Annotated in this window: 20 protein-coding genes, 1 other RNA gene and 2 pseudogenes; 6 read left to right on the top strand and 17 right to left on the bottom strand. The window is 36.9% G+C overall.

The features are described from left to right. Position 1 precedes the first annotated feature (1 nt). The 11 genes and pseudogenes from holB to dnaX all read right to left on the bottom strand — a co-directional run bounded on the left by holB (position 2) and on the right by dnaX (position 8,604). Positions 2-991, bottom strand: a complete 990-nt coding sequence (gene holB / locus JNUCC74_RS00330) for a DNA polymerase III subunit delta' (RefSeq protein WP_454066510.1) — start codon at positions 989-991, stop codon at positions 2-4. A 326-nt stretch (positions 992-1,317) separates the two neighbouring features. Continuing rightward, positions 1,318-1,752, bottom strand: coding sequence for a YaaR family protein (locus JNUCC74_RS00325; protein ID WP_454066509.1), 435 nt, complete (start codon positions 1,750-1,752; stop codon positions 1,318-1,320). Positions 1,753-1,776: 24 nt separating this feature from the next. Further along, positions 1,777-2,106: a cyclic-di-AMP receptor gene (locus JNUCC74_RS00320; RefSeq protein WP_077317519.1), complete on the bottom strand. Its 330-nt coding sequence runs from the start codon at positions 2,104-2,106 to the stop codon at positions 1,777-1,779. Then, positions 2,075-2,750, bottom strand: a pseudogene (tmk, locus tag JNUCC74_RS00315) (dTMP kinase). Before tmk ends, JNUCC74_RS00320 begins: the two are co-directional and overlap by 32 nt. Continuing rightward, positions 2,747-4,183 carry an aminotransferase class I/II-fold pyridoxal phosphate-dependent enzyme gene (locus tag JNUCC74_RS00310; protein WP_454066508.1) on the bottom strand — a complete coding sequence of 479 codons (1,437 nt, stop codon included), beginning with the start codon at positions 4,181-4,183 and terminating at the stop codon, positions 2,747-2,749. Before JNUCC74_RS00310 ends, tmk begins: the two are co-directional and overlap by 4 nt. A 298-nt stretch (positions 4,184-4,481) precedes the next feature. Beyond that, positions 4,482-4,673 carry a sigma factor G inhibitor Gin gene (locus tag JNUCC74_RS00305; protein ID WP_077317522.1) on the bottom strand — a complete coding sequence of 64 codons (192 nt, stop codon included), beginning with the start codon at positions 4,671-4,673 and terminating at the stop codon, positions 4,482-4,484. A 306-nt stretch (positions 4,674-4,979) separates the two neighbouring features. Continuing rightward, the gene (locus JNUCC74_RS00300) at positions 4,980-5,246 is read right to left on the bottom strand and encodes a pro-sigmaK processing inhibitor BofA family protein (RefSeq protein ID WP_454066507.1); all 267 of its coding nucleotides are present in this window, start codon (positions 5,244-5,246) and stop codon (positions 4,980-4,982) included. Between the two features lie 397 nt (positions 5,247-5,643). Beyond that, positions 5,644-5,856, bottom strand: coding sequence for a YaaL family protein (locus tag JNUCC74_RS00295; RefSeq protein WP_454066506.1), 213 nt, complete (start codon positions 5,854-5,856; stop codon positions 5,644-5,646). Between the two features lie 15 nt (positions 5,857-5,871). Beyond that, positions 5,872-6,468, bottom strand: a complete 597-nt coding sequence (gene recR / locus JNUCC74_RS00290; protein WP_454066505.1) for a recombination mediator RecR — start codon at positions 6,466-6,468, stop codon at positions 5,872-5,874. Between the two features lie 11 nt (positions 6,469-6,479). Next, on the bottom strand, positions 6,480-6,794 hold the full coding sequence (locus JNUCC74_RS00285; RefSeq protein ID WP_077317526.1) for a YbaB/EbfC family nucleoid-associated protein: 315 nt from the start codon (positions 6,792-6,794) through the stop codon (positions 6,480-6,482). Between the two features lie 118 nt (positions 6,795-6,912). After that, on the bottom strand, positions 6,913-8,604 hold the full coding sequence (gene dnaX, locus JNUCC74_RS00280) for a DNA polymerase III subunit gamma/tau (protein ID WP_454066504.1): 1,692 nt from the start codon (positions 8,602-8,604) through the stop codon (positions 6,913-6,915). A gap of 1,024 nt (positions 8,605-9,628) precedes the next feature. Here dnaX and JNUCC74_RS00275 point away from each other — a divergent pair. Further along, on the top strand, positions 9,629-10,192 hold the full coding sequence (locus JNUCC74_RS00275; RefSeq protein ID WP_454066503.1) for a beta-class carbonic anhydrase: 564 nt from the start codon (positions 9,629-9,631) through the stop codon (positions 10,190-10,192). A gap of 179 nt (positions 10,193-10,371) precedes the next feature. Then, a pseudogene (locus tag JNUCC74_RS00270) lies at positions 10,372-10,926 on the top strand (transposase); the annotation flags it as partial. Positions 10,927-11,264: 338 nt separating this feature from the next. On the opposite strand, the gene ffs reads toward JNUCC74_RS00270, so the two are convergent. Beyond that, an RNA gene (gene ffs, locus JNUCC74_RS00265) (signal recognition particle sRNA large type) lies at positions 11,265-11,530 on the bottom strand. A 291-nt stretch (positions 11,531-11,821) separates the two neighbouring features. On the opposite strand from ffs, the gene JNUCC74_RS00260 reads away from it, so the two are divergent. Further along, the gene (locus JNUCC74_RS00260) at positions 11,822-12,394 is read left to right on the top strand and encodes a VanZ family protein (protein WP_454066502.1); all 573 of its coding nucleotides are present in this window, start codon (positions 11,822-11,824) and stop codon (positions 12,392-12,394) included. A gap of 181 nt (positions 12,395-12,575) precedes the next feature. Here JNUCC74_RS00260 and tadA read toward each other — a convergent pair whose 3' ends face one another. Then, positions 12,576-13,049, bottom strand: coding sequence for a tRNA adenosine(34) deaminase TadA (gene tadA, locus JNUCC74_RS00255; RefSeq protein WP_454066501.1), 474 nt, complete (start codon positions 13,047-13,049; stop codon positions 12,576-12,578). Positions 13,050-13,612: 563 nt separating this feature from the next. On the opposite strand from tadA, the gene JNUCC74_RS00250 reads away from it, so the two are divergent. Together JNUCC74_RS00250 and JNUCC74_RS00245 are read left to right on the top strand one after the other, a co-directional pair. Then, entirely contained in the window at positions 13,613-14,146 is a 534-nt protein-coding gene (locus JNUCC74_RS00250) for an isochorismatase family cysteine hydrolase (RefSeq protein ID WP_454066500.1), read from the top strand. Between the two features lie 68 nt (positions 14,147-14,214). Then, positions 14,215-15,507, top strand: a complete 1,293-nt coding sequence (locus tag JNUCC74_RS00245) for a LysM peptidoglycan-binding domain-containing protein (protein ID WP_454066499.1) — start codon at positions 14,215-14,217, stop codon at positions 15,505-15,507. A gap of 90 nt (positions 15,508-15,597) precedes the next feature. Here JNUCC74_RS00245 and JNUCC74_RS00240 read toward each other — a convergent pair whose 3' ends face one another. Next, complete coding sequence (locus tag JNUCC74_RS00240) at positions 15,598-16,113, bottom strand: type 1 glutamine amidotransferase domain-containing protein (RefSeq protein ID WP_454066498.1); 516 nt, start codon at positions 16,111-16,113, stop codon at positions 15,598-15,600. Between the two features lie 65 nt (positions 16,114-16,178). Then, positions 16,179-16,613 carry a nitric oxide-sensing transcriptional repressor NsrR gene (nsrR, locus tag JNUCC74_RS00235; protein ID WP_077317533.1) on the bottom strand — a complete coding sequence of 145 codons (435 nt, stop codon included), beginning with the start codon at positions 16,611-16,613 and terminating at the stop codon, positions 16,179-16,181. A gap of 134 nt (positions 16,614-16,747) precedes the next feature. Here nsrR and hmpA point away from each other — a divergent pair, with 134 nt between their 5' ends. Further along, entirely contained in the window at positions 16,748-17,977 is a 1,230-nt protein-coding gene (gene hmpA / locus JNUCC74_RS00230) for an NO-inducible flavohemoprotein (protein WP_454066497.1), read from the top strand. A gap of 123 nt (positions 17,978-18,100) precedes the next feature. On the opposite strand, the gene JNUCC74_RS00225 is transcribed toward hmpA, so the two are convergent. Both JNUCC74_RS00225 and acsA read right to left on the bottom strand, forming a co-directional pair. Then, positions 18,101-18,703: a class I SAM-dependent methyltransferase gene (locus JNUCC74_RS00225; RefSeq protein ID WP_454066496.1), complete on the bottom strand. Its 603-nt coding sequence runs from the start codon at positions 18,701-18,703 to the stop codon at positions 18,101-18,103. Between the two features lie 281 nt (positions 18,704-18,984). Beyond that, the gene (acsA, locus tag JNUCC74_RS00220) at positions 18,985-20,700 is read right to left on the bottom strand and encodes an acetate--CoA ligase (RefSeq protein ID WP_454066495.1); all 1,716 of its coding nucleotides are present in this window, start codon (positions 20,698-20,700) and stop codon (positions 18,985-18,987) included. Positions 20,701-20,975: the final 275 nt, after the last annotated feature.

Below are 20,975 nucleotides of genomic sequence, written 5' to 3'. Positions count from 1 at the left end.
ATCACCTCTGCATTTGAAGTGTAAGCTGTTCCATCACTAAAGTCGGATGGACATTCTGCTTCAATTTTCGCTTTGCTTGTAAAACAGCCTGTAACATCGCAAGTAATTTTTCTTGCGAGAAAAGCCGAGCTGCTTTTTCCAGCAATTCATCAGAAGGGGCGAAAAACACCATCCCAGCTTCATGTTCTATATGGTAATAAAGAATATCTTTTATGGCAAAAAGCAAAAGATCCAATCCTTCTTCCTGCTCATTTCTCTCTTTGAAATGAGTCACCCAATACTGATGAATAAATAGGTATACATCTTCAGGATTGGTTAAAAGTATTTCTACTAATTGTATCACTAACCTTCTTGCTATGGCAAACGACTCATCATGACTTTTAGCAAGTGCCTCATCAAAATTATTCGTTAACGTACTCATTAACACCGCTGTACGTTGATCTAGCCCTTCTTTAACAAGCTGATTTTGAAATTCACCGAGATGTAGCGGTCGTAAATCAATTACCTGGCATCGGGAGCGAATCGTAGGAAGAATTGCCTGGCTGTTGTCGGTCAGCATAATTGCTGTAGTTTGTCTACTTGGCTCTTCCAGAAATTTCAAAATTCGATTTGCCGCATTTACGGTCAATGTATCGGCACCTTTAATAATATATACCTTGCGATTGGATTCTAATCCTGAATACGTAAATTCTTTCTGCAAATTGCGAATTTGCTCTATTTTTATCGACTGACCATCCGGTTCAATCCAGTGCACATCCGGATGATTCCCAGAATCAATGCGTTTACATGCATTGCAATGGAGGCATGGATCTGACACTGAATTATTTTCACAAAACAGCCCTTTCGCTATAAGTAAAGCAATGGCTTCTTTACCAGTACCTCGCTCACCTTGGAGTAAATACGCATGAGAAATTCGGTCTTTTTTTATACTATTTAAAATAATTCTACTTGCTAATGGTTGAATTTTGGCAACCTCTGACCATGTTTCCATAAGTATCTCCTTCATTTGCTGTTTGAACATAGCTTGTTTCATAGTACTTTGTTTTCTATCAGGGATGAGCCTTACCAAGCTTATATGGTGAAAGCTATCGTTTTCCTTATACTATAAATCCTAAAACTTTCCTATAGTGTAATAAAAAATGCTCTTCGCTAATAATTCACGTCAACTATTGTCTTCGATTTGATGTTTATTTTTATACAAATCACTTCTCGATTTTCCTTGCTACTTTAAAAACAGAACTATCGATCAAGCATATTTAGCTGAACAAAAACCAAGCGTTATGTAAAGGAGTATCCATTTACCGTTTGTGGTTACTTTTACGTATATAAATTTACTAATAAGCCTTTTATTTCACCAATTAAACCGAGTAAATCTACCGCTTTCTTTTCCTGATTCATGATTTCTTCTGTTAACTGAATAAGCTTTTCATCAATTTCCTTTACAATAGCTAGCTGGCGATTAGCTCGTTCCATACCAAAGCTGGTTGATTGTTCTAAGCTCAATCCATTGTAGACTGTTTCCTGCAAAAATCCTTTGATAAGCCGTTTAAACTTAGCCAAATCCCGAAACGTACGAAATCGAGCAAGCTTGTCCCCCTGAAGCGAGATATTCTTAACCAATACTTGCAATTCCTGCTGTTTCAAATGAAGAGTCTGGGACTGAAGCGTTTTTTGAAAAGAACGTGCAGCCTCCCCATTTGTACGGGCATAATTTGTTTCTGGTTGTGTTCTTAATTCCTGACTTATTTTCATCTGCTCAGCCCCTTTTTAACTTCATTAAAATTGAAAGAACGCCTCAATTGGTAAAATAAATACCGTTGCCCCGCCTACCTCGACCTTTACCGGCCTTGGAATATATGAATCGGCATTTCCACCCATTGGAGAAATTGGTGCAACCATTTGCTCGCGCTGTGAGCAATTATCTTTGATGATTTTTAATGCATTATCCACATAATCATCCTCACAGCCAATCATCAATGTCGTATTGCCTTCTTTTAAAAATCCTCCTGTAGTAGCCAGCTTGGTCGTTTTAAAATTTTCTTGTCCCAAGGCATCTATCAGTCGATTCGAATCTTTATCCTGAACCACTGCGATAAGTAATTTCATTCTTTGCCAGCTCCCTTTTATTTTAATAAAGATAGGATATGATCAAAAGCTTCCTGCTCCACGATTTCTAATGATTGACTTGCATCAATGGTTTGAATTCGTTCAGGAAAGCTTTCTGCAAGTATATGATACGCTTTATAAACTTGTTCATGAAATTCAAGATTTTCAAGATCTAAGCGGTTTTGTTCTCTATCTTTATTTGCCGCAATTCTTGCTAATCCTTTTTCCGGCTCTATATCAAAAAATAATGTTAAATCTGGCATACAATCGCCAACCGCAAATTGGTTAATTTTTAATACCTCATCCATTCCAAGGCCCCTTGCATAGCCTTGATAAACGAGACTGCTGTCTACAAACCGGTCACAAAGCACGATTTTCCCTTGCTTTAATGCCGGTACTACTTTTTCAGCAAGATGTTGACTCCTTGCTGCTGCATATAATAGAGCTTCTGTGTGCTCTTCCATTTCTGTATGAAGCGGATCTAAAATAATCGTTCTAATCTTTTCTGCTATTTTAATTCCACCCGGCTCACGAGTTACGAGGACATCATAGCCCTTATCCCTTAATCTATCGCTAACTAATTGAAGGACTGTCGTTTTCCCTGCACCCTCGCCACCTTCAAATGTTATAAAATATCCGCTCACTTTGTTTCTTCTCCTTCTTCCGTTCCTGTAAAAACTTGAATCAGATTTGGGGAACGCTGTTGCATTCGAACTCCCATTTTACGCAGTTTATGGATCATTTCGACATGTGCGGTCGTAATTTCCTCCCCCTTTAGAATGAAAGCAATTCCTGGCGGGTAAGGAATAACTGCTTCAGCCGCAATATATCCGACAGCATCTTTTAAAGACAAGTATTTCGTAGGTTGCCGATTCATCGTTTGGTACGATAATGCGAGCTCCTGAATACTTACAGGAAAAAAATATTTTGTTTCTATTGTATCATGTCTCGCAACATTTTTTAATTGTTCAACAATGGTTTGTACTGCTTTTTTCAAGCGATGAAGACTTAAAAAAGGAGCCAATCCATGAACAAATAAAATCTGCTTCTCTGTCACTAACTCCGGAAAAATCTGTTGCTCCTCAAATAAATGAGCAACTTGCTTCGCAGCAACTCCGTCCTCCATCTGGATCGTAATTTTTAAAGGATCATCACTTGGTAGTATTCGCCAATATCTCGAGTCAGAAATTACCGCTTTTACCTTCTGGGCACTTTCCAATACTTTATTGATCATTTCCTCGGTAAAATTAGCTAAAAAAGCCCGAGCAATATCCAATGAAGCCATAAGCGGATAGGAAGGACTGCTTGACTGAAGCATTTGTAAATAATGCGCAATCCGCTTAGGTAAAACTCGCTCCGAATTACAATGTAAATAAGAGCTCATCGTCATTGCCGGAGCCATCTTATGTGCAGATTGGACGACTACATCTGCTCCTAACCTCAGAGCAGAAGGTGGAAAAGGATCTCCCAATGAAAAATGCACTCCATGGGCTTCATCCACTAGAACAGGTATATAAAAAGAATGAGCCAGTTCAATCATTGCTTGTAAATCATATGTATTTCCAAAATAATCTGGATACGTCAATATAATCGCTTTTGCATTTGGGTAACGTTTGATCGCCTGCTCTAATACATCGATAGAAGGATTGGTAAATCGCTTTAAACATTCATCATAAACTGGTGCAATAAATACCGGCTTCGCTCCACTTAATTCCAATCCATTCATCACTGATTTATGGCAATTCCGTTGAACAATAACTGTATCTCCTTCTCTGCATGCAGCCAATATCATCGCTATATTTCCAACTGTACTGCCTCCCACTAGAAAAAATGTCTCCTTTGTTTGAAAAAAATCCATTGCTAGCTGTTCTGCTAAAGCAATAATACCTTCAGGAGCATGCAAGTCATCTAAGCCCGTTAACTCAGTCATATCTATATTTAAAATCGAATCAAAAATTGCTTTTGCTTCATCCAGAAACACGTCGCCATTTTTATGCCCGGGTACATGAAAAGATATTGGTTGTTGCGATTGAAATTGTTGCAATGCATGAAATAATGGTAATTGTTGTTGATTCATATGTATCACCTTGTATAGAAATTCAAGCAAATAGTTTTATATAGCTTACCACATCTGTCTTTTTTTATCATTTCTTGCTTAAATAATGCTAGAATTACAGGATAGGTTAACTAGGCGATTTGCTAGCGGTGCTTACTTTAAAAAGAGAAATGTTTACAATGCAAATCCGCTCCTGCATTCATTCTTAGAAAAACTTGGCTTGTCGCCACGTTTTTCTAAACACAAACAAACCGAACATTATAAATGAATTGTTCGGTTTTTGCTATTTAGTATTTGCTTATGTCCCAGCTTCTTTAAACTAGGAATATAGCTTCGGTTTAGAGATATTTTTTAGTTTTCGTAAATAATAGTTATACTTTTCTTCTCTCGGCTCCGTATGGATCATATTATGCTCACATTCACAACAAATAAATAATGTGTAGAGATGAATTCCATCCTTCTTTTCCTCTTCACAAATACCACAACGCTCATAGATAGTACGCTGCTTCATGTCCCCACCTCCATATCCATTAGCATCTCCTAATCTAACGGATTTTATACAGAAAATCTTTGAAACTTTTAGAGGTTGTTGAAGAAGTTTAGCAGCAAATACATCGAATGTTAGAAGCACCAAAGTTAAGACGGCGTATAGAATTGTATCTGTAGCTAAGCAGTTGTCTGCCTAAAGGCTTGACGCAACTTATTTTTTGGATTATCTGTAGAAATTGTGAGCATTATATGCAACCTCCAGCTGATTAAGAAACTATACCTTAAGCCTCTCTTTTGATTAAACATGCTGTTTACAAAGCAGCTTGTCTTATGGCAGAATAAACAAATGAATCGCGGATAACGAAGCAAGCCCAAATATACCCAGAAATCCGGCAATGACCGTTGTAAACAAATTAATAGGAATATGTAATCCAATTGCTCCTCCAAAAACATTGATAAAAAATAAAAATAAAATTCCTATTCCCAATTTTACCGTCGTTTGTCCAATGATACGCATAAACTTAATCGGGGTGCCGACTAACAGTAACAGTATAATTAACCCTACCATAATGGAAATAACTAATGTTGAACTCAAAACTCATCAACCTTCTTTCTTGTCTCTTTTCTACTATATATGCAAGTGTACAAAAAAAAAGAACTGGATCCTCTCTAGTTATTTTTACAAGCTTATCTTTAAAAGGATGTTCAAAAGGCTGGTAAAATGAACATATTGGATGACTTCCTGACGTTAGAACGGATGACATTTAAAAATTAAATTAATCCTGCTTGTCCTTTTAATCACCTTTTTACGTAGATAGTTTTAATCCATGGGGGTTCTCTTACTACATGTATATTAGACTTTAATCAATTGTATTTTTTAGTTGAAAAACCAAAAGACAAGGCGAGAGTTGCCTTGTCTTTACTCTATATTTTTATATAAAAGTAATCGGTGTTAGCTAGTATAGAGCTCACCTTATCTAGTTAATTTATTGTTAATGAAAATCTGCACGCAGTCTCCGATGTCTTGCTTCTCGGAGCAAATAAAGATATTTTGCACGAGAAATTGCTTCCCAATAATGTCCATCCAATGTTGGCTCGACACTTATAGATACGATGGATTGCATATGCTTCCATTCTCTTTCCAGAATTTTAATCGTGTCTAGCAATTCCTCGTCAACATCTTTTTTCTTCATTTTTTTTGCCATGTATTCACCTAATTCCTACAGATCTCTTCTACCTTCTAATGCCTTCGATAGAGTAACCTCATCTGCATATTCCAAATCCCCGCCAACTGGTAAACCGTGCGCAATTCTAGTTGTCCGAATCCCTGACGGCTTAACAAGACGAGAAATATACATCGCTGTTGCTTCCCCTTCAATATTTGGATTAGTAGCTAAAATTAATTCCTCTACTTCCTCATCTTTTAGACGCTGAATTAAAGCAGGAACATTAATATCCTCTGGTCCAATACCATCCATTGGCGAAATAGCGCCATGCAACACATGGTATTTCCCCCGGTATTCTTTCATCTTCTCCATTGCAATAACATCTTTAGGATCTTGAACAACACAAATAATAGATTGATCTCTCGTTGGATCCTGACAAATAGAGCAAGGATCCTGATCCGTAATATGTCCACAAATAGAGCAATGGGTGAGTTCCCGCTTCGCATTTACTAGCGAATTAGCAAAATCTAAAACATCATCCTCTTGCATATTAATTACGAAAAATGCCAGCCGGACCGCTGTTTTAGGTCCGATACCTGGCAATTTAGTAAAACTATCAACCAGTTTAGATATTGGCTCTGGATAATACATGTATGTGCCTCCTAGAACATTCCAGGCATATTTAACCCTTTCGTGAATTGTCCCATAGTTTCATTTGTTTTATCATCAATTTGTTTTAATACATCATTTGTTGCTGCTAAAATTAAATCTTGCAGCATTTCCGCATCATCAGGATCGATAACTTCTTCCTTAATTTCTACATCTGTTATTTCCTTTTTTCCATTTGCAGTTACCGTCACCATACCGCCACCAGCAGACGCTTGGAATGTCATTTCATGTAGCTCGTCTTGTGCTTTAAGCATTTTTCTTTGCATTTTCTGCATTTGTTTCATCATATTATTCATATTTCCCTTCATGGAAAATACCTCCTTTTTATTGTTTAGGAAATTATATCCGTTCTACAATGTGGATATTTTTTTGATATTAACTTTATCTAGCTTATGCGCTCGAACGCCTGTGCCTTTGTTCCTTGTTTTAATCATGTATTTCCAATATATTATCACCAAACAGTTTTTTTGCTTCCTCCACAAGTGGATCGTTGTCTTCTTCATGATTAGATGGTGATGACTTTTCTTGTTTTGTTACATATTCATTTCGCAAATTTTGCCAATCCTTTTCGGGAATTGGAATGATCGTCAATGGCTTTCCCAGTATCGTCGCTAATACAGACTCTACCATTTCTCGATTATCTAAAAACAGCGAACAATGAATTTCATATTTAAATGCAACTACAAGTGCTTCATTCGATGCAGCTGCAGGCTTACTATCCTGAATGGTTGCATGTGCTGGTGCACTAGCTTTTTTTAGATTTGCCAAAAATGTTGCCCAATGGGTATGAACATGCTTTAATGCTGATTTTTCCGCTTGCTCAAGAACATGTCGAATCCGTTCAAAAGGAATTTTATAACTGTTTTTTGCAGATCTATTAGGCGCTCTTCTAGTTTGATGCTGTGGAGCAGGCTGTGCACTAACAACAGGGTTTTCCTTGAGCAGTTTTATTTCCTTTTCCAGCTGTCCAAGTTGTGATGTGAGACTGGCGATAGTATCAGAATTTGCCAACGGATCTTCGCCAGCCTGTTCGTTTGTACTGCTAGCAATGGATAAAATAGCTATTTCAATATATACTTTTGGGCTATTGGTCCACTTTATTTCCTGCTGACACTGATTTAACTGTGACATTGCTTCTTGCATCCAGTTACTCGAAATAGTTTTCGCCAACGTTTGAAACTGTTCATCTACCCGGGCTCTTTCCAACAAGCCTTCCAAATCTGAAGCACTCTTGTAAAGTAACAAATCACGCAGAAAATAAATCATATCATACACGAACCGAGCTGGATCTTTTCCCTTTTGAATCAAGTCATTAAGCTGTATCAATGCCTGATGTACATCTTTCTCATACATGCAGCGAATAATATTGGTTAATGCATGTTGTGATACGCCGCCAGTAACAGCTAAAACATCCTCCAATTCTACCGATTCATTACTATAAGATATAGCCTGATCGAGAATACTTAAAGCATCACGCATGCCACCCTCAGCAGTCAATGCAATTGTATCTAAAGCTTCCTTTGAAACGGTTATGCCTTCAGCCTCTACGATCGTTTGCATCCGCTTGACCATCGACGAGTTAGAGATAGGCTTAAAATCAAATCGCTGACACCTTGATAAAATGGTTAATGGAATCTTGTGCGGCTCTGTTGTTGCTAAGATAAATACAACATGACCCGGCGGCTCCTCCAGCGTTTTCAGCAGTGCATTAAACGCATTTACCGATATCATGTGTACCTCATCAATGATGTATACTTTATAAGGAACCTCACTAGAAGCATATTTGACATTATCCCTTATTTCACGTATATCCTCTACACTTGTATTTGAAGCGGCATCAATTTCAATCACGTCTGCAACCGAACCGTTTTGAATTCCTTTACATGCGGCACATTGATTACAAGGTTCTTTAACAGGGGAACGTTCGCAGTTGATCGTTTTAGCAAAAATCTTCGCAGCACTTGTTTTTCCCGTCCCTCTCGGACCAGAGAATAAATAAGCATGCGAAAACTTTTCCTGAACGATCGCATTTTGTAATGTTCGGGTAATATGTTCCTGTCCAACCACATCGGCAAAAACCGTTGGACGCCAAACGCGATATAAAGCCTGATAGCTCATGGTATGATTCTCCTTTAAAATCTCCCTCTAATTATACTCTATTTAAGGGGTGAATGTGAACCATAGCGATACACAAATAATAAAAAATCAAGTAAAGCCGAGGCGCAGAAAAATTGTTGACTTCTAAACAAAAGCTAGAAGCGTTCGGTTAATGAGTATAAATGAAGAGCTCTGGGTAAAACAGAAGAATAAGAAGAAGACTAATCGCTCTTTGCATGAACTAGACGTTCTACTTTTTTTAGAAAGCGGTCGTTTTTCTTATACGATAAAGTGAAACTTCATTCAGTAGGAGTTTTCTTCCATCTCCTACTGAATGTTAGTACCTCAGGGGGTATGACCTAAAGGCCCTTGAACCAATCGGGCATTTAGGTGCCGTTTTCTCCATTTTGATCCTTGTATCAACTCAGATTTTGAAGCAGGAGTCTTACGGCACCTTACATGCGGGATAAAGCCTAACGTTTTTAGTGTAAAAAAATATTTACCAAGTAGAGTAGATAGCTTTCCCTAAACCGTTTAAAAAAAATGAGAAGAAAAACCATAACATTTATATAGTTTTTCAGTATTACCTGCTGTTATTTTAGAATTTTTCTTTTATAATTAACCTTATCAGGTTTGTTTAACGAAAAATGAATCTGATGTAGATTTAGTGGATAGGCATGTGGAAGATGATATTAGAAAAAACTTGGCTTCTCGCCAAGTCTTTAGAGAAAGCTGTAGTTTTTCTTATACGATAAAGTGAAACTTCATTCAGTAGGAGTTTTCTTCCCTCTCCTACTGAATGTTAGTACCTCAGGGGGTATGACCTAAAGGCCCTTAAACGAATCGGGCATTTAGGTGCCGTTTTCTCCCATTTAGACCTTTTGTATCAACTCAAGATTTTGAAGTGGGAGTCTTACGGCACCTTACATGCGGGATAAACCCTAAAATTTTATACTTTCCTATAGTACGAGGAAATAGTTGATGCATATTACTGAACTTTTCAACATCCTCTTAAAATGATCAAACTAAGATAAGGAGTTTGCTTATGAGTCTTTTAGAAGATCTTCTAACGCATAATCAAGATTTTGTAGAAAAGAAAAAATATGAAAACTACCAAAGCAGTAAGTTTCCCAACAAACACGTACTTATCCTATCTTGTATGGATACGCGACTTGTCGAGCTTTTGCCCAAGGCAATGAATATAGCCAATGGCGATGCCAAAATTCTTAAAACAGCTGGTGCACTTGTTTCTCACCCATTTGGTAGTATTATGCGCAGTATTTTAGTAGGAGTTTATGAGCTAGAAGTAGATGAAATCTGTGTCGTTGGACACCATGATTGTGGAATGGCAAGTGTTAAAGCAGCACAAACATTAGAAAAAATAAAGCAACGGGGGATTCGTCAGGAAACGTTAGACACCCTGCAATATTCCGGAGTCGATTTTAACCGATTTTTTAAAAGCTTTGATCGGGTAGAAGATAGTGTGAAGCATAGTGTCTCCACGATCCGTAATCACCCGCTGATGCCAGATACAGTACCGGTTCACGGTCTTGTGATGGATCCCAATACAGGGAAGCTAGATCTTATTGTAGACGGGTATCAAAAATAAAAAAGTACGAGGCTGGGACAAAACCCCATTAAATTAAAATAATAAGCGTGGTATTCACCATCATAAAATGGTGAAGGTACCACGCTTATTTTTTGTTTAATATTCTTTTTAAAGTAAACAAAAAGGACACCATCTGATAAAATTAAAGTACCTACACAATAACTATCGGAGGTGTCCTTATGTTTAAACATTATACCATGAATCAAGTCATTTTACCGCTAGATTTAGAAATAAAATTACAAGAAAATGATATCGCCTATGCCGTGAATGATATAGTAGAACAAATTCCAGATGAAGCATTTGCTGATTTCTTACATGAAACGGGTTGTCCTGCTTATCATCCACGAATGATGAAGAAGATTATTTTGTGTGCCTACACGCAATCTGTTTTTTCTGGTAGGAAGATTGAAGCGTTACTCAAAGATAGTGTGCGTATGATGTGGTTAGCGCAAGGATATGAACCTAGTTATCGCACCATCAATCGTTTTCGTGTGAATGAAGAAGTCAAAGAACTATTACGCCAGTGTTTCGTACAGTTTCGCTGTCAGCTCGTTCAGGAAAAACTTATTGAAGAAGAAGCGATTTTTATTGATGGAACCAAAATAGAAGCGAATGCCAATAAGTTTACGTTTGTATGACGTAAAACGGTTGAAAAATATAGTGCTATTTGGTTAGAAAAATCCAATCAAATATATGATGAAACAGAAGGAACAATTGGTATGGAAATAATCCCCAAAAATGGTTCCAATCATCAAAAACCGATGATTGGAACCATTTTTATTTATTTTCAGCTAGTTTTGTCCCAGCCTCTTTGCTATTTCGTATTTGCTTATGTCCCGGCCCTATTGCTTACTCCGAGTAATTTAATTGTAAATTTAATATAAAGAGTACTTACATATCTGGGTTGTCCTCAGATCTCTGGAACAGGCAACCTTTCTAAATTCGCACTTATATTTTTTACCTACATTTTAATGGCGACCTACATGGATACTGTTAAACGAGTGGCAGCTCCATTATCAATAAAAAAACGCTCTAGCCAATTTGACAAGAGCGTGTTCATCCTATATGTATACCGTGCACCCATCGTCGATACGGTAACCCTATGCGTTACTCAAGTTCATGACTCGGCTTAGGCTATCCTGCGGCACACAGAAATGACCACTTACTGCTGCTTCCTCCCGGACCTGACAGGGTTCGTGGGTTTCTATTGCGCAGGACCTAAACGTCAACACCAATTCCTTGAGGCAGACCATAAAATCATCGTACCTCGGATGGGAATTCAGCCTCGCTATAGCGGATTGCGAGTACAGGGCACCGCTACCTCCCCGCTTAGCACGGCACTAATCATTATAACGATAAAAAAGAGAAAATGCAATAGAAGATCATGGAAAGAATTCGGACTAATTACTAAAAATATCGCACATCTTTTAAACACAAAATATTTTCCTTGGAAATGGATTCGTATGCTTTGTCTTCTATTATCAGCTTTTATTTGGTGGACACTAGACAAAAAAGTTTGGTAAAGGTGATAGAGTAAAAGGAAAAGGGGAGATTATCCAATAAAAACAGAAACCTGGATATGCTAAACAAGCATATCCAGCACACCGTAAAAGAGAAAGGATAATTACCATGTTTTGGATAACTCATATTTTTTTATACATAGTATTACCTGGAATCGTCATATACGCTTTGTTTCGATTACTACTCATGTATAAATATAAATTGAACTTCCGTAGTGAAATACGAAACTTAGTTATTTACCTATATGTATTAGGTCTTTTCTTTATTGTGTGGTTAAACCCAACTCCTGATTTTGGCTATTTACCAATAAATCTAGTTCCTTTTAAAACAATGATGGAACTATTAAACCATGACTTATCTGTGTATATTATTGCCAGTAATTTATTAGGAAATATTATTTTAACTTTACCTATCGGGATATTAATTGTTTACAAATGGAAACAGATAAAATTCTTACATCTACTATGTATTGCTTTAGCTGTTCCTATTCTGATTGAATCGATTCAATGTATTCTTTATTACATTGGATATGGAAGCAGATCCATTGATATAGATGATGTTATATTAAATATGACGGGAATACTCATTGGCTATTACCTATCACGATGGACATTCCATCTATATCAAATGAAGAAAGATTCTAAGCAGCCAATTAACTCCACTTTAAAAGGAAGAGGTTAACCTTTCTTCTATTATTTAATAAATACTTGATATCCGTCTAAAGTTATGGCTACCTCCTTCTTGATCAAGAAGGAGGTAGCCTAAAACGATCTATTAAAAAATTAGAAGGAAGAGGAATACGAAAATGAGCAATACTGATATTCACATCTGGTAAATTCCCCTTCTTTCGCCTTTATCCTATCTAGCTTCCCTGCTTTTTCCGCTGCCTAAGATCTTTAAAAAAGTCCTTCAACAAGTTAGCACATTCTATTTCCATTACTCCTGCTGTTACTTCTGCTTGATGATTAAATCGATCATCATCGAGCAAATTGAACAGTGTCCCCGCACAGCCTGCTTTTGGGTCTTTTGCCCCATAGACGACCCGTTTTATACGTGACTGGACAATAGCACCTGCACACATTGGGCAAGGCTCTAATGTTACATATAACGTGCAATCTTCTAAACGCCAACTACCAATCTTTTGATTCGCCTGTTGGATGGCGAGCAATTCCGCATGTGCTAACGTGCTTTGGGAAGTCTCCCGAAGATTATAGGCTCTAGCAATGATTTCATTTTTATATACAATGATGGCTCCGATTGGAACTTCATTTTTTTTAGCAGCTTTTTTTGCCTCTTGAATGGCGATCTGCATCATTTTTTCATCAAACAATTTCATCACAACATTTCATTCGTAGTTTGAAAAATAGAGATTAGGAAATAATTATTAAAAGAACGAAGTATATTTCCCTTATGAATATAATCATTTTTTAATACTAATGAGAGCAAGCAAATCTTTGAAACAACTATTGCTAAGCTGTCACGCATATTTAAAACATAAAAATTTTTTCACCATTAAAATTATGCTAATGTTATCGAACAAAAAATGACAGATGGGTGATGTATCTTGCTATAGTATCAGTTGAACCTCAAAACATAGACTTTATATCCTTAATGGTATGTTACTAGCATATACATTCTAACGAACTATCATACTAGAAAAGATAGGATGTTAAGTACTTGTTCAATAAAGAATATACAACGAATAGATTGTGTAAGACGAGGCTATTTCGACGAGCGTAATCCTTAGAGCAGCCACTCAGCAAACGTTGGAGTCTTTGGCACAGATGATTGCTACTAGCAATATATTTGTACATCCCATTTGCCGTTTCTCCCCTAAATTTTTTACTCACTACTCAACGAATCGATGTATTATTCTAAGCTAAGAAAGGAGCAAGCGAATTGGATTCATCATTAAACCGCACTGCAGTTCTGTTTGTAGATATTATGAATGATTTTAACTTTAATGGTGGGGATAAATTATTAGCTAATACAAAGGAAATACTTCCCCATCTTATTTCTCTAAGAACCTTTGCCATAGAAAATCAGTTGCCTATTATTTATGTTAATGACCATTACGGCATTTGGCAAGCGGACTTTCAAAAAATTATGGATCATTGTTATAACGACCAAAATAAAGAAATTATCACATCCATGCAACCGAGTAATCATGACTTTTTTTTAATTAAACCACAGCACTCTGCTTTTTTTCAAACTCCTTTACAATCCTTGTTATCCGAATTAGGAAAGGATCATCTAATAATGGCTGGAATTGCTGGCGATATTTGTATTTTATTTACAGCGAAAGATGCCTATATGTATGGCTATCATATGCATATACCGAAAAACTGTATGGCTTCTGAAGAAAAAGACAGTAATGATTACGCCTTATATTTATTACATTCTGTGATGAAAGCAGATATTAAACCAATATAATTAGCATATCCACCCTCTTCTTTTCATAAATTGAAAGTAGCATATTTTATGAAAGGAGGAGACTTTTTTTGCAAATACATGTAGTAAAACCAGGTGACTCATTGTATACAATTGCAACTACATATAATACAACTACACAAGCATTGACTGATGCAAATGAGCTTGATGCTCCGGATAAACTTGTCGTCGGTCAAGCCTTAGTAATCCCTATCATCGGTCAATATTACTTTACTCAACCTGGAGATAGTTTATTTTCGGTTGCTCAAAAGTTCGGTATCTCTTATCAAGAGCTGGCTCGAGTTAACGCGATTCCTCCGGGTAATATTATTCCGGTTGGCTTTCGGCTTTATATCCCCCCGACTCCAAAGCGACCAATAACAACTAATGCATATGTCGAACCGATGGGAAGTACCGTTTCGGATACATTAGAAAATTCAACTGCTAAAGCAGCTCCATATCTAACATACCTTGGAATTTTCAGCTTTCGCGCTGGACGAGATGGGAGCTTGACACCTCCACCTTTAAACGGCTTAGCAGAAATTGCTGAGCGAAATCGGACAGCTAAAATGCTCGTTGTAACAAACCTCGAAGGCGGACAATTCAGTGCAGAGCTAGGACATATTATTCTTACCGTACAAAGTGTGCAAAATACGTTATTAGATAACATTATTAATACAGCAACTTCTGGCGGATACAAAGATGTGCATTTTGATTTCGAATTTTTACCTAGTAATGATCGCGAAGCATACAATACTTTTTTACGAAAAGCCAAACAACGTCTGTCCCAAGCAGGGCTATTAATGTCAACCGCTTTAGCACCAAAAACAAGTGCTGCCCAGACCGGGCAATGGTATGAAGCACATGATTACGCGGTTCACGGAGAAGTTGCTGATTTTGTTGTATTAATGACTTATGAGTGGGGATATAGTTACGGACCACCATTAGCGGTATCACCCATTGATGAAGTCCGAAAAGTAGTTGATTATGCACTTACTGTAATACCTGCTAATAAAATTTTATTAGGACAAAATTTATATGGTTATGATTGGACATTGCCTTATGTAGCTGATGAAGGAAGGCCTGCTCAAGCAATAAGTCCACAACGTGCGATTCAAATTGCAAGAGAAAATAATGCAGAGATTAGGTTTGATCAAGGAGCACAAGCGCCATTTTTTATTTATACAGATACACAGGGGACGCGGCATGAGGTATGGTTTGAAGATGCACGATCTATTCAAGCCAAGTTTGATTTAATTAAAGAATTAAACCTATTAGGAATATCTTATTGGAAGCTCGGCTTAGCATTTCCACAAAATTGGCTTCTTTTACAAGACCAATTTACAATTACCAAGGTAGAATAATAGCATTCTTTCCTATTACATGGCACGTTCTTTTAGAAAGCGTTTCATAAAGAACCCCCTAACTTTTTTAGCTTAGGGGGCTCTCCGTCATTATTTTAACACATTTAATGCTTCACGATTAAACGCTGGGATATCATCTGGTTGTCGGCTTGTAACTAATTGATCTTGACAAACTACTACTTCCTTATCCACTACTTGAGCACCAGCATACTCCATATCAACTTGAATAGATTTATAACCAGTTGCTTTTCTTCCTTCTAACGTTTTAGCCGTAATTAATAGCTGTGGACCATGACAAATAGCAAATACCGGTTTCTTTTCATCCATAAAATGTTTAGCAAATGTAACAAACCGATCATCCGCACGTAGGATATCCGGAGAAAATCCGCCTGGGATAAATAGTGCATCAAAATCACTTGGGTTTACATCATCAATTCCATAATCGATTGTAACAGTAGCTTGTTTATTCTTACCCGTTACTTGTTTTCTCTTTTCCTTTTCTATGGTGACAACTTCATGACCCGCATCCTTAAACGCTTTTGCTGGATCCGTATACTCGACATCTTCAAACATGTCGGTAATCACGGTTGCGATTTTTTTACCCATTTTCGATTCACTCCCTTAAAAAATAATACATAATTATATATTCCCCAAGCCAGCTTACTTAAACATTAAATCCCCATCAGCTTGCGAAGCTCCTCTTCATTATTAATTAAATCCTTCAATGTATATTCATCAAGTACGTTAAAAAAAGCAATTAAAGCCCTATTTAATACATGCTTCAAAGTACAAGCAGGAGATATGACACAATGATTGGTTCCTTTATCAAAACACTCCAATAATACGAAATCCGCTTCTAGTTTACGAATCAGCTTTCCAATATTGATCTCTTCTGCTGGTTTAGCTAACCGAATTCCTCCATTTCTTCCTCTAATGGATTCAACGAAACCCATCTTAGCCAATTCATGAACGACCTTTCGTAAATGTTCTTGAGATATATGATAAACAGCAGAAATTTCTTTAATTGTAGCTAATTCCTTATCTGATTTCATTCCGGTAAGGATTAAAACTCGGAGTGCATAATCTGTATATTTTTTAAGGTTCATTTATTTCCCCCACTCTCGCTCGTTTCACAATATTGTAACACAAAAGCTTTAAATTGCGGTTTTATTAATATTTTACTCATTATACAATAAAGATGTATTTAAAATACATCTTTATTGTATGGGAGGAATTTTTTATGGAAATAACATCATCGGGTTTAGATGAACAAACAAAACAATTGATCAAAGCTACAGTACCAATTCTGCAAAAAGATGGGACGGCAATTACAAAGCGATTTTATCATCTTATGTTAAGCAATCATCCGGAATTAAAGAATCTATTTAACCAAACAAATCAGCGTAGAGGAGATCAGCCTACAGCGTTAGCAAATACGGTATATGCTGCAGCAGCAAATATAGATAATTTACAAACGATCTTACCCCATGTTTATCAAATTGCCCATAAACATAAAAGTCTACAGGTTCAACCAAATCAATATCCAATTGTCGGAAAGTATTTATTATTAGCGATGAAAGACGTTTTAGGAGATATAGCTAGTGACGATGTTATAACTGCATGGGAAAAAGCTTATGGTGTCATCGCAAATATTTTTATTCAAGTAGAAAAGCAATTGTATAATGCAACTCAACAGGAAAAAGGCGGCTGGTCAGGGTTCCGTGATTTTAAAGTCGTGAAAAAAACAAAAGAAAGCGATGTCATTACTTCATTTTATTTACAGCCTATTGATGGATTACCTTTTCCTACCTTCACTCCGGGACAATATTTAACCGTTAAGGCAGAAATACCAGGCGAACCTTATACTCATCTCCGCCAATACAGCCTGTCTACAGCTCCAGGTAAAGACTATTATCGGATTAGTGTAAAGCGTGAGGATAAAACTGATCATTTCCCAGGAGGCATTGTTTCAAACTTTTTGCATTCTTCTATTACCGAAGGAAGTATCTTACCAATTAGCGCTCCAACCGGTTATTTCACTCTTGACCTTGATGATACAAGACCTCTTGTATTAATTAGTGGTGGAGTTGGGTTAACACCGATGATGAGCATGCTGGAAACCGTTATTAACGAACAACCAACACGTGAAGTTATTTTTATTCATGCAGCAAAATCTAGTAAATACCATGCTATGAAGGATAAAGTAGCCACTATTAGCAAACAAAATGAACAGGTGTTAAATTATACGATATATAGTAAGCCTGAAGAAATGGATTCATATGATCGAAGCGGTCATATTAGCCATGATTGGCTGAAAACAATTATTCCCTGTACCGATGCCAGCTTTTATTTCTGTGGACCAAAGGGATTTATGAAAACGACATATCTTATTCTTAAACAACTAAAGGTAGCTGATAGCGATATTCATTATGAAATATTCGGTCCTTTAGAGGATATTACAGCATCATAAAATATTTTTTAAAATAACTGGTTTAAAAATACTCATCATAGGACGACATCTCCATGACTCAGATTAATATAACTACTAATCAGTGGAAGTGTTTTTCACTTCCACTGATTAGAGTTTACGTTTTTATTGCTTTTGAACTACTACTTGAATAACGTGACATAAACCGGAATGACGTATTCCCTCATGGCGCTCTGCTTCTCCATAATAAAAATGAATCCATTTTTGTTCACGAAACCATGTTAATAAATCAATTGGATTATATAGCATTGCTGTTTCTTTTGGGCCACCTGTCCGATATGCCAATTGATCCTCTGAATAGACTTCTAAGATCAAATAACCACCTGTTTTTACGGAGGCTAACATAGTATGAATCAAAAATCGTTGCTTTTCTCTCGGAACATGTCCAAATACCATTACCGCTGCATCATATTTATTCGCAGGTACCATTTCTTTCGTAAGATCCTTTTGCTCAACCTGTATGGATACGCCTTTTTCCTTAGCCAACTGCTGAGCTTTCTTAAGCCCTACGCTAGACTGATCATAAGCTATAACATCATGTCCTAGTTCTGCTAAATAAACTGCATTTCTTCCTTCTCCCTCTGCAAAACAAGCAACCGCGGAGCGCGGATTTAATCGATGGCTCATCACCTGAACAAATCGATTTGCCTGTTTACCATAAACAAACGCTTTATCAGAATAGCTGTTATCCCAAAATTTTTCTGACATTTCCATCCCTCACTTTGATTGACTGTTTATACATACTTTTCCCCATTTTCTCTTATTTGAAGTTAGATGAAAACATAATTGCTTGTAGTATGTGTTAAAAAAGGATAAATAGACTTGAGAACCATTTTTAGTAGGGTCAAATAAATACATCAACAACCAAGAAACAAGCCGAATAAGGATAAAGCCTTAAAGCGCCCCGTTCCAATTTTAAAATCTATACATTTAAGCAAAAACGAGACAACACCAATAGCAAAAGCTTGGTCGTTGCCTCGTTCCTTCAATTATACTTCTAACGTAGAAGTATCTCCAGTTGGTAATCCAAGTTCCCATGATTTTAATAAACGTCGCATAATTTTACCACTGCGTGTTTTAGGAATCATATCTCTTACCTCTAATTCACGCGGAGCCGCATGAGCGCTTAAACCCGTTCTAACAAATTGCCGGATTTCTTCCCGAAGATCTTCTGAATCTTCATAACCGTCATTTAAAGTAATAAACGCCTTAATTATTTCTCCTCGCTCCGGATGAGGCTTTCCGATAACGCCAGCTTCAGCCACAGCCGGATGTTCAATTAATTTACTCTCTACTTCAAATGGTCCGACACGTTCACCTGATGTAATAATCACATCATCTACACGTCCTTGGAACCAGAAATAACCATCTTCATCTCGATAAGCGCTATCACCGGAAATATACCAATCTTTCATAAAGTAGCTTTCATATTTTCCAGGATTATTCCAGATTGCCCGCATCATTGCCGGCCAGCCCTTTTTAATCGCTAAATTACCCATTTGATAAGGTTCTAATTCATTTCCTTCATTATCAACAATACTTGCCTCAACACCCGGTATAGGTTTACCCATAGATCCAGAGCGTATTTCTAGGGAAGGAAAGTTAACAATTAGTTGTGCACCCGTTTCTGTCATCCACCATGTATCATGAATTCGCAAATTAAATGCGTTCAAGCCCCACATAAATACTTCCGGATTTAATGGCTCACCAACACTTAGAATATGACGTAAGGACGAAAGATCGTATTGTTTTACCATGGCCTCGCCAACACTCGCTAACTTTCGTAAAGCTGTTGGGGCTGTATACCAAACAGTCACATTATGCTTTTCTATGGTTCTATACCAATCATCTGGCGTAAATCTGCCTCCACGAACAACATTGGTTACTCCCTGTAACCAAGGAGCAAAAATTCCATAACTCGTTCCGGTAACCCATCCTGGATCAGCTGTACACCAATAAACATCGTCTTCTTTTAAATCCAGCACCCACTTTCCTGTAACATAATGCTGAATCATCGCATGATGTACATGATAAACACCTTTTGGCTTCCCAGTAGAACCGGAAGTATAATGAAGCAGCATCCCATCTTCCAAATCTACCCACTCTATTTCTGTTTCACTCGACGCCGCTTCCATTTCTTGTCTATAATTAATATATTTGTCTTCTGTTTCGCTAAATTCACCAACAAGTATAATTTTTTCTAAATCAGGCAAATCACTCTGAGGTACGCGATACAATAGTTCTGGAGTTGTAATCAGCATTTTTGCTGCACTATCTTGAAGCCGGTCTCGAACCGCTTGTTCCATAAATGCTTCAAATAAAGGACCGGCAATTGCACCAACCTTTAAAATTCCAAGGAATGAAATATAGAATTCCGGACTTCTAGGCATAAAAAGAAAAACTCGATCCCCTTTATTAATTCCATACTTTCGAAGTACATTGGCAAACTTATTACTTCCATTGCGAAGATCGTTAAATGTAAGTTTTTCTTCACGGTCAGGAGAAGAATATAACAATGCGATCTGATCACTTTTATCAGGATTTTCAGCGTGGCGATCGATTGCTTCATATGCCATATTTACATTGCCTGTTTCATGCCACGAAAACATTTCATTTACTTGATTCCAAGAAAACGTTTCTTTCATTTTTTCATAGTCTTGGAGATTATAAGTTCCTTCTTTAGCAGGTATTTTTTTTACTTTCATCCAATCACCTCATATTAAAAATTGATATCAGTTACTAAGGGAGGAAATTTTTTTGGTTATTCCCTCTAGACTTTTTCCTTGCAATGAGATCTTTTATTTAAAACACCTTTTTAGATCTCATAAATGAAAGCGCTTAATAAATAGTTAATTTTAAATGATGCAAATTTTTTATGAACTATTATTTAGTTTAAAATATTTTATGACAATTTTAAAGTAATATTCTTTAAAAAAATATACAAATGATCAGATTAATCTTGTTAAGAAGTCTTATTTAT

Source organism: Cerasibacillus sp. JNUCC 74 (genome assembly GCF_053667775.1).
The sequence above is the reverse complement of the archived record's forward strand: the minus strand, read 5'-3'. Positions and strand labels throughout refer to the sequence as shown.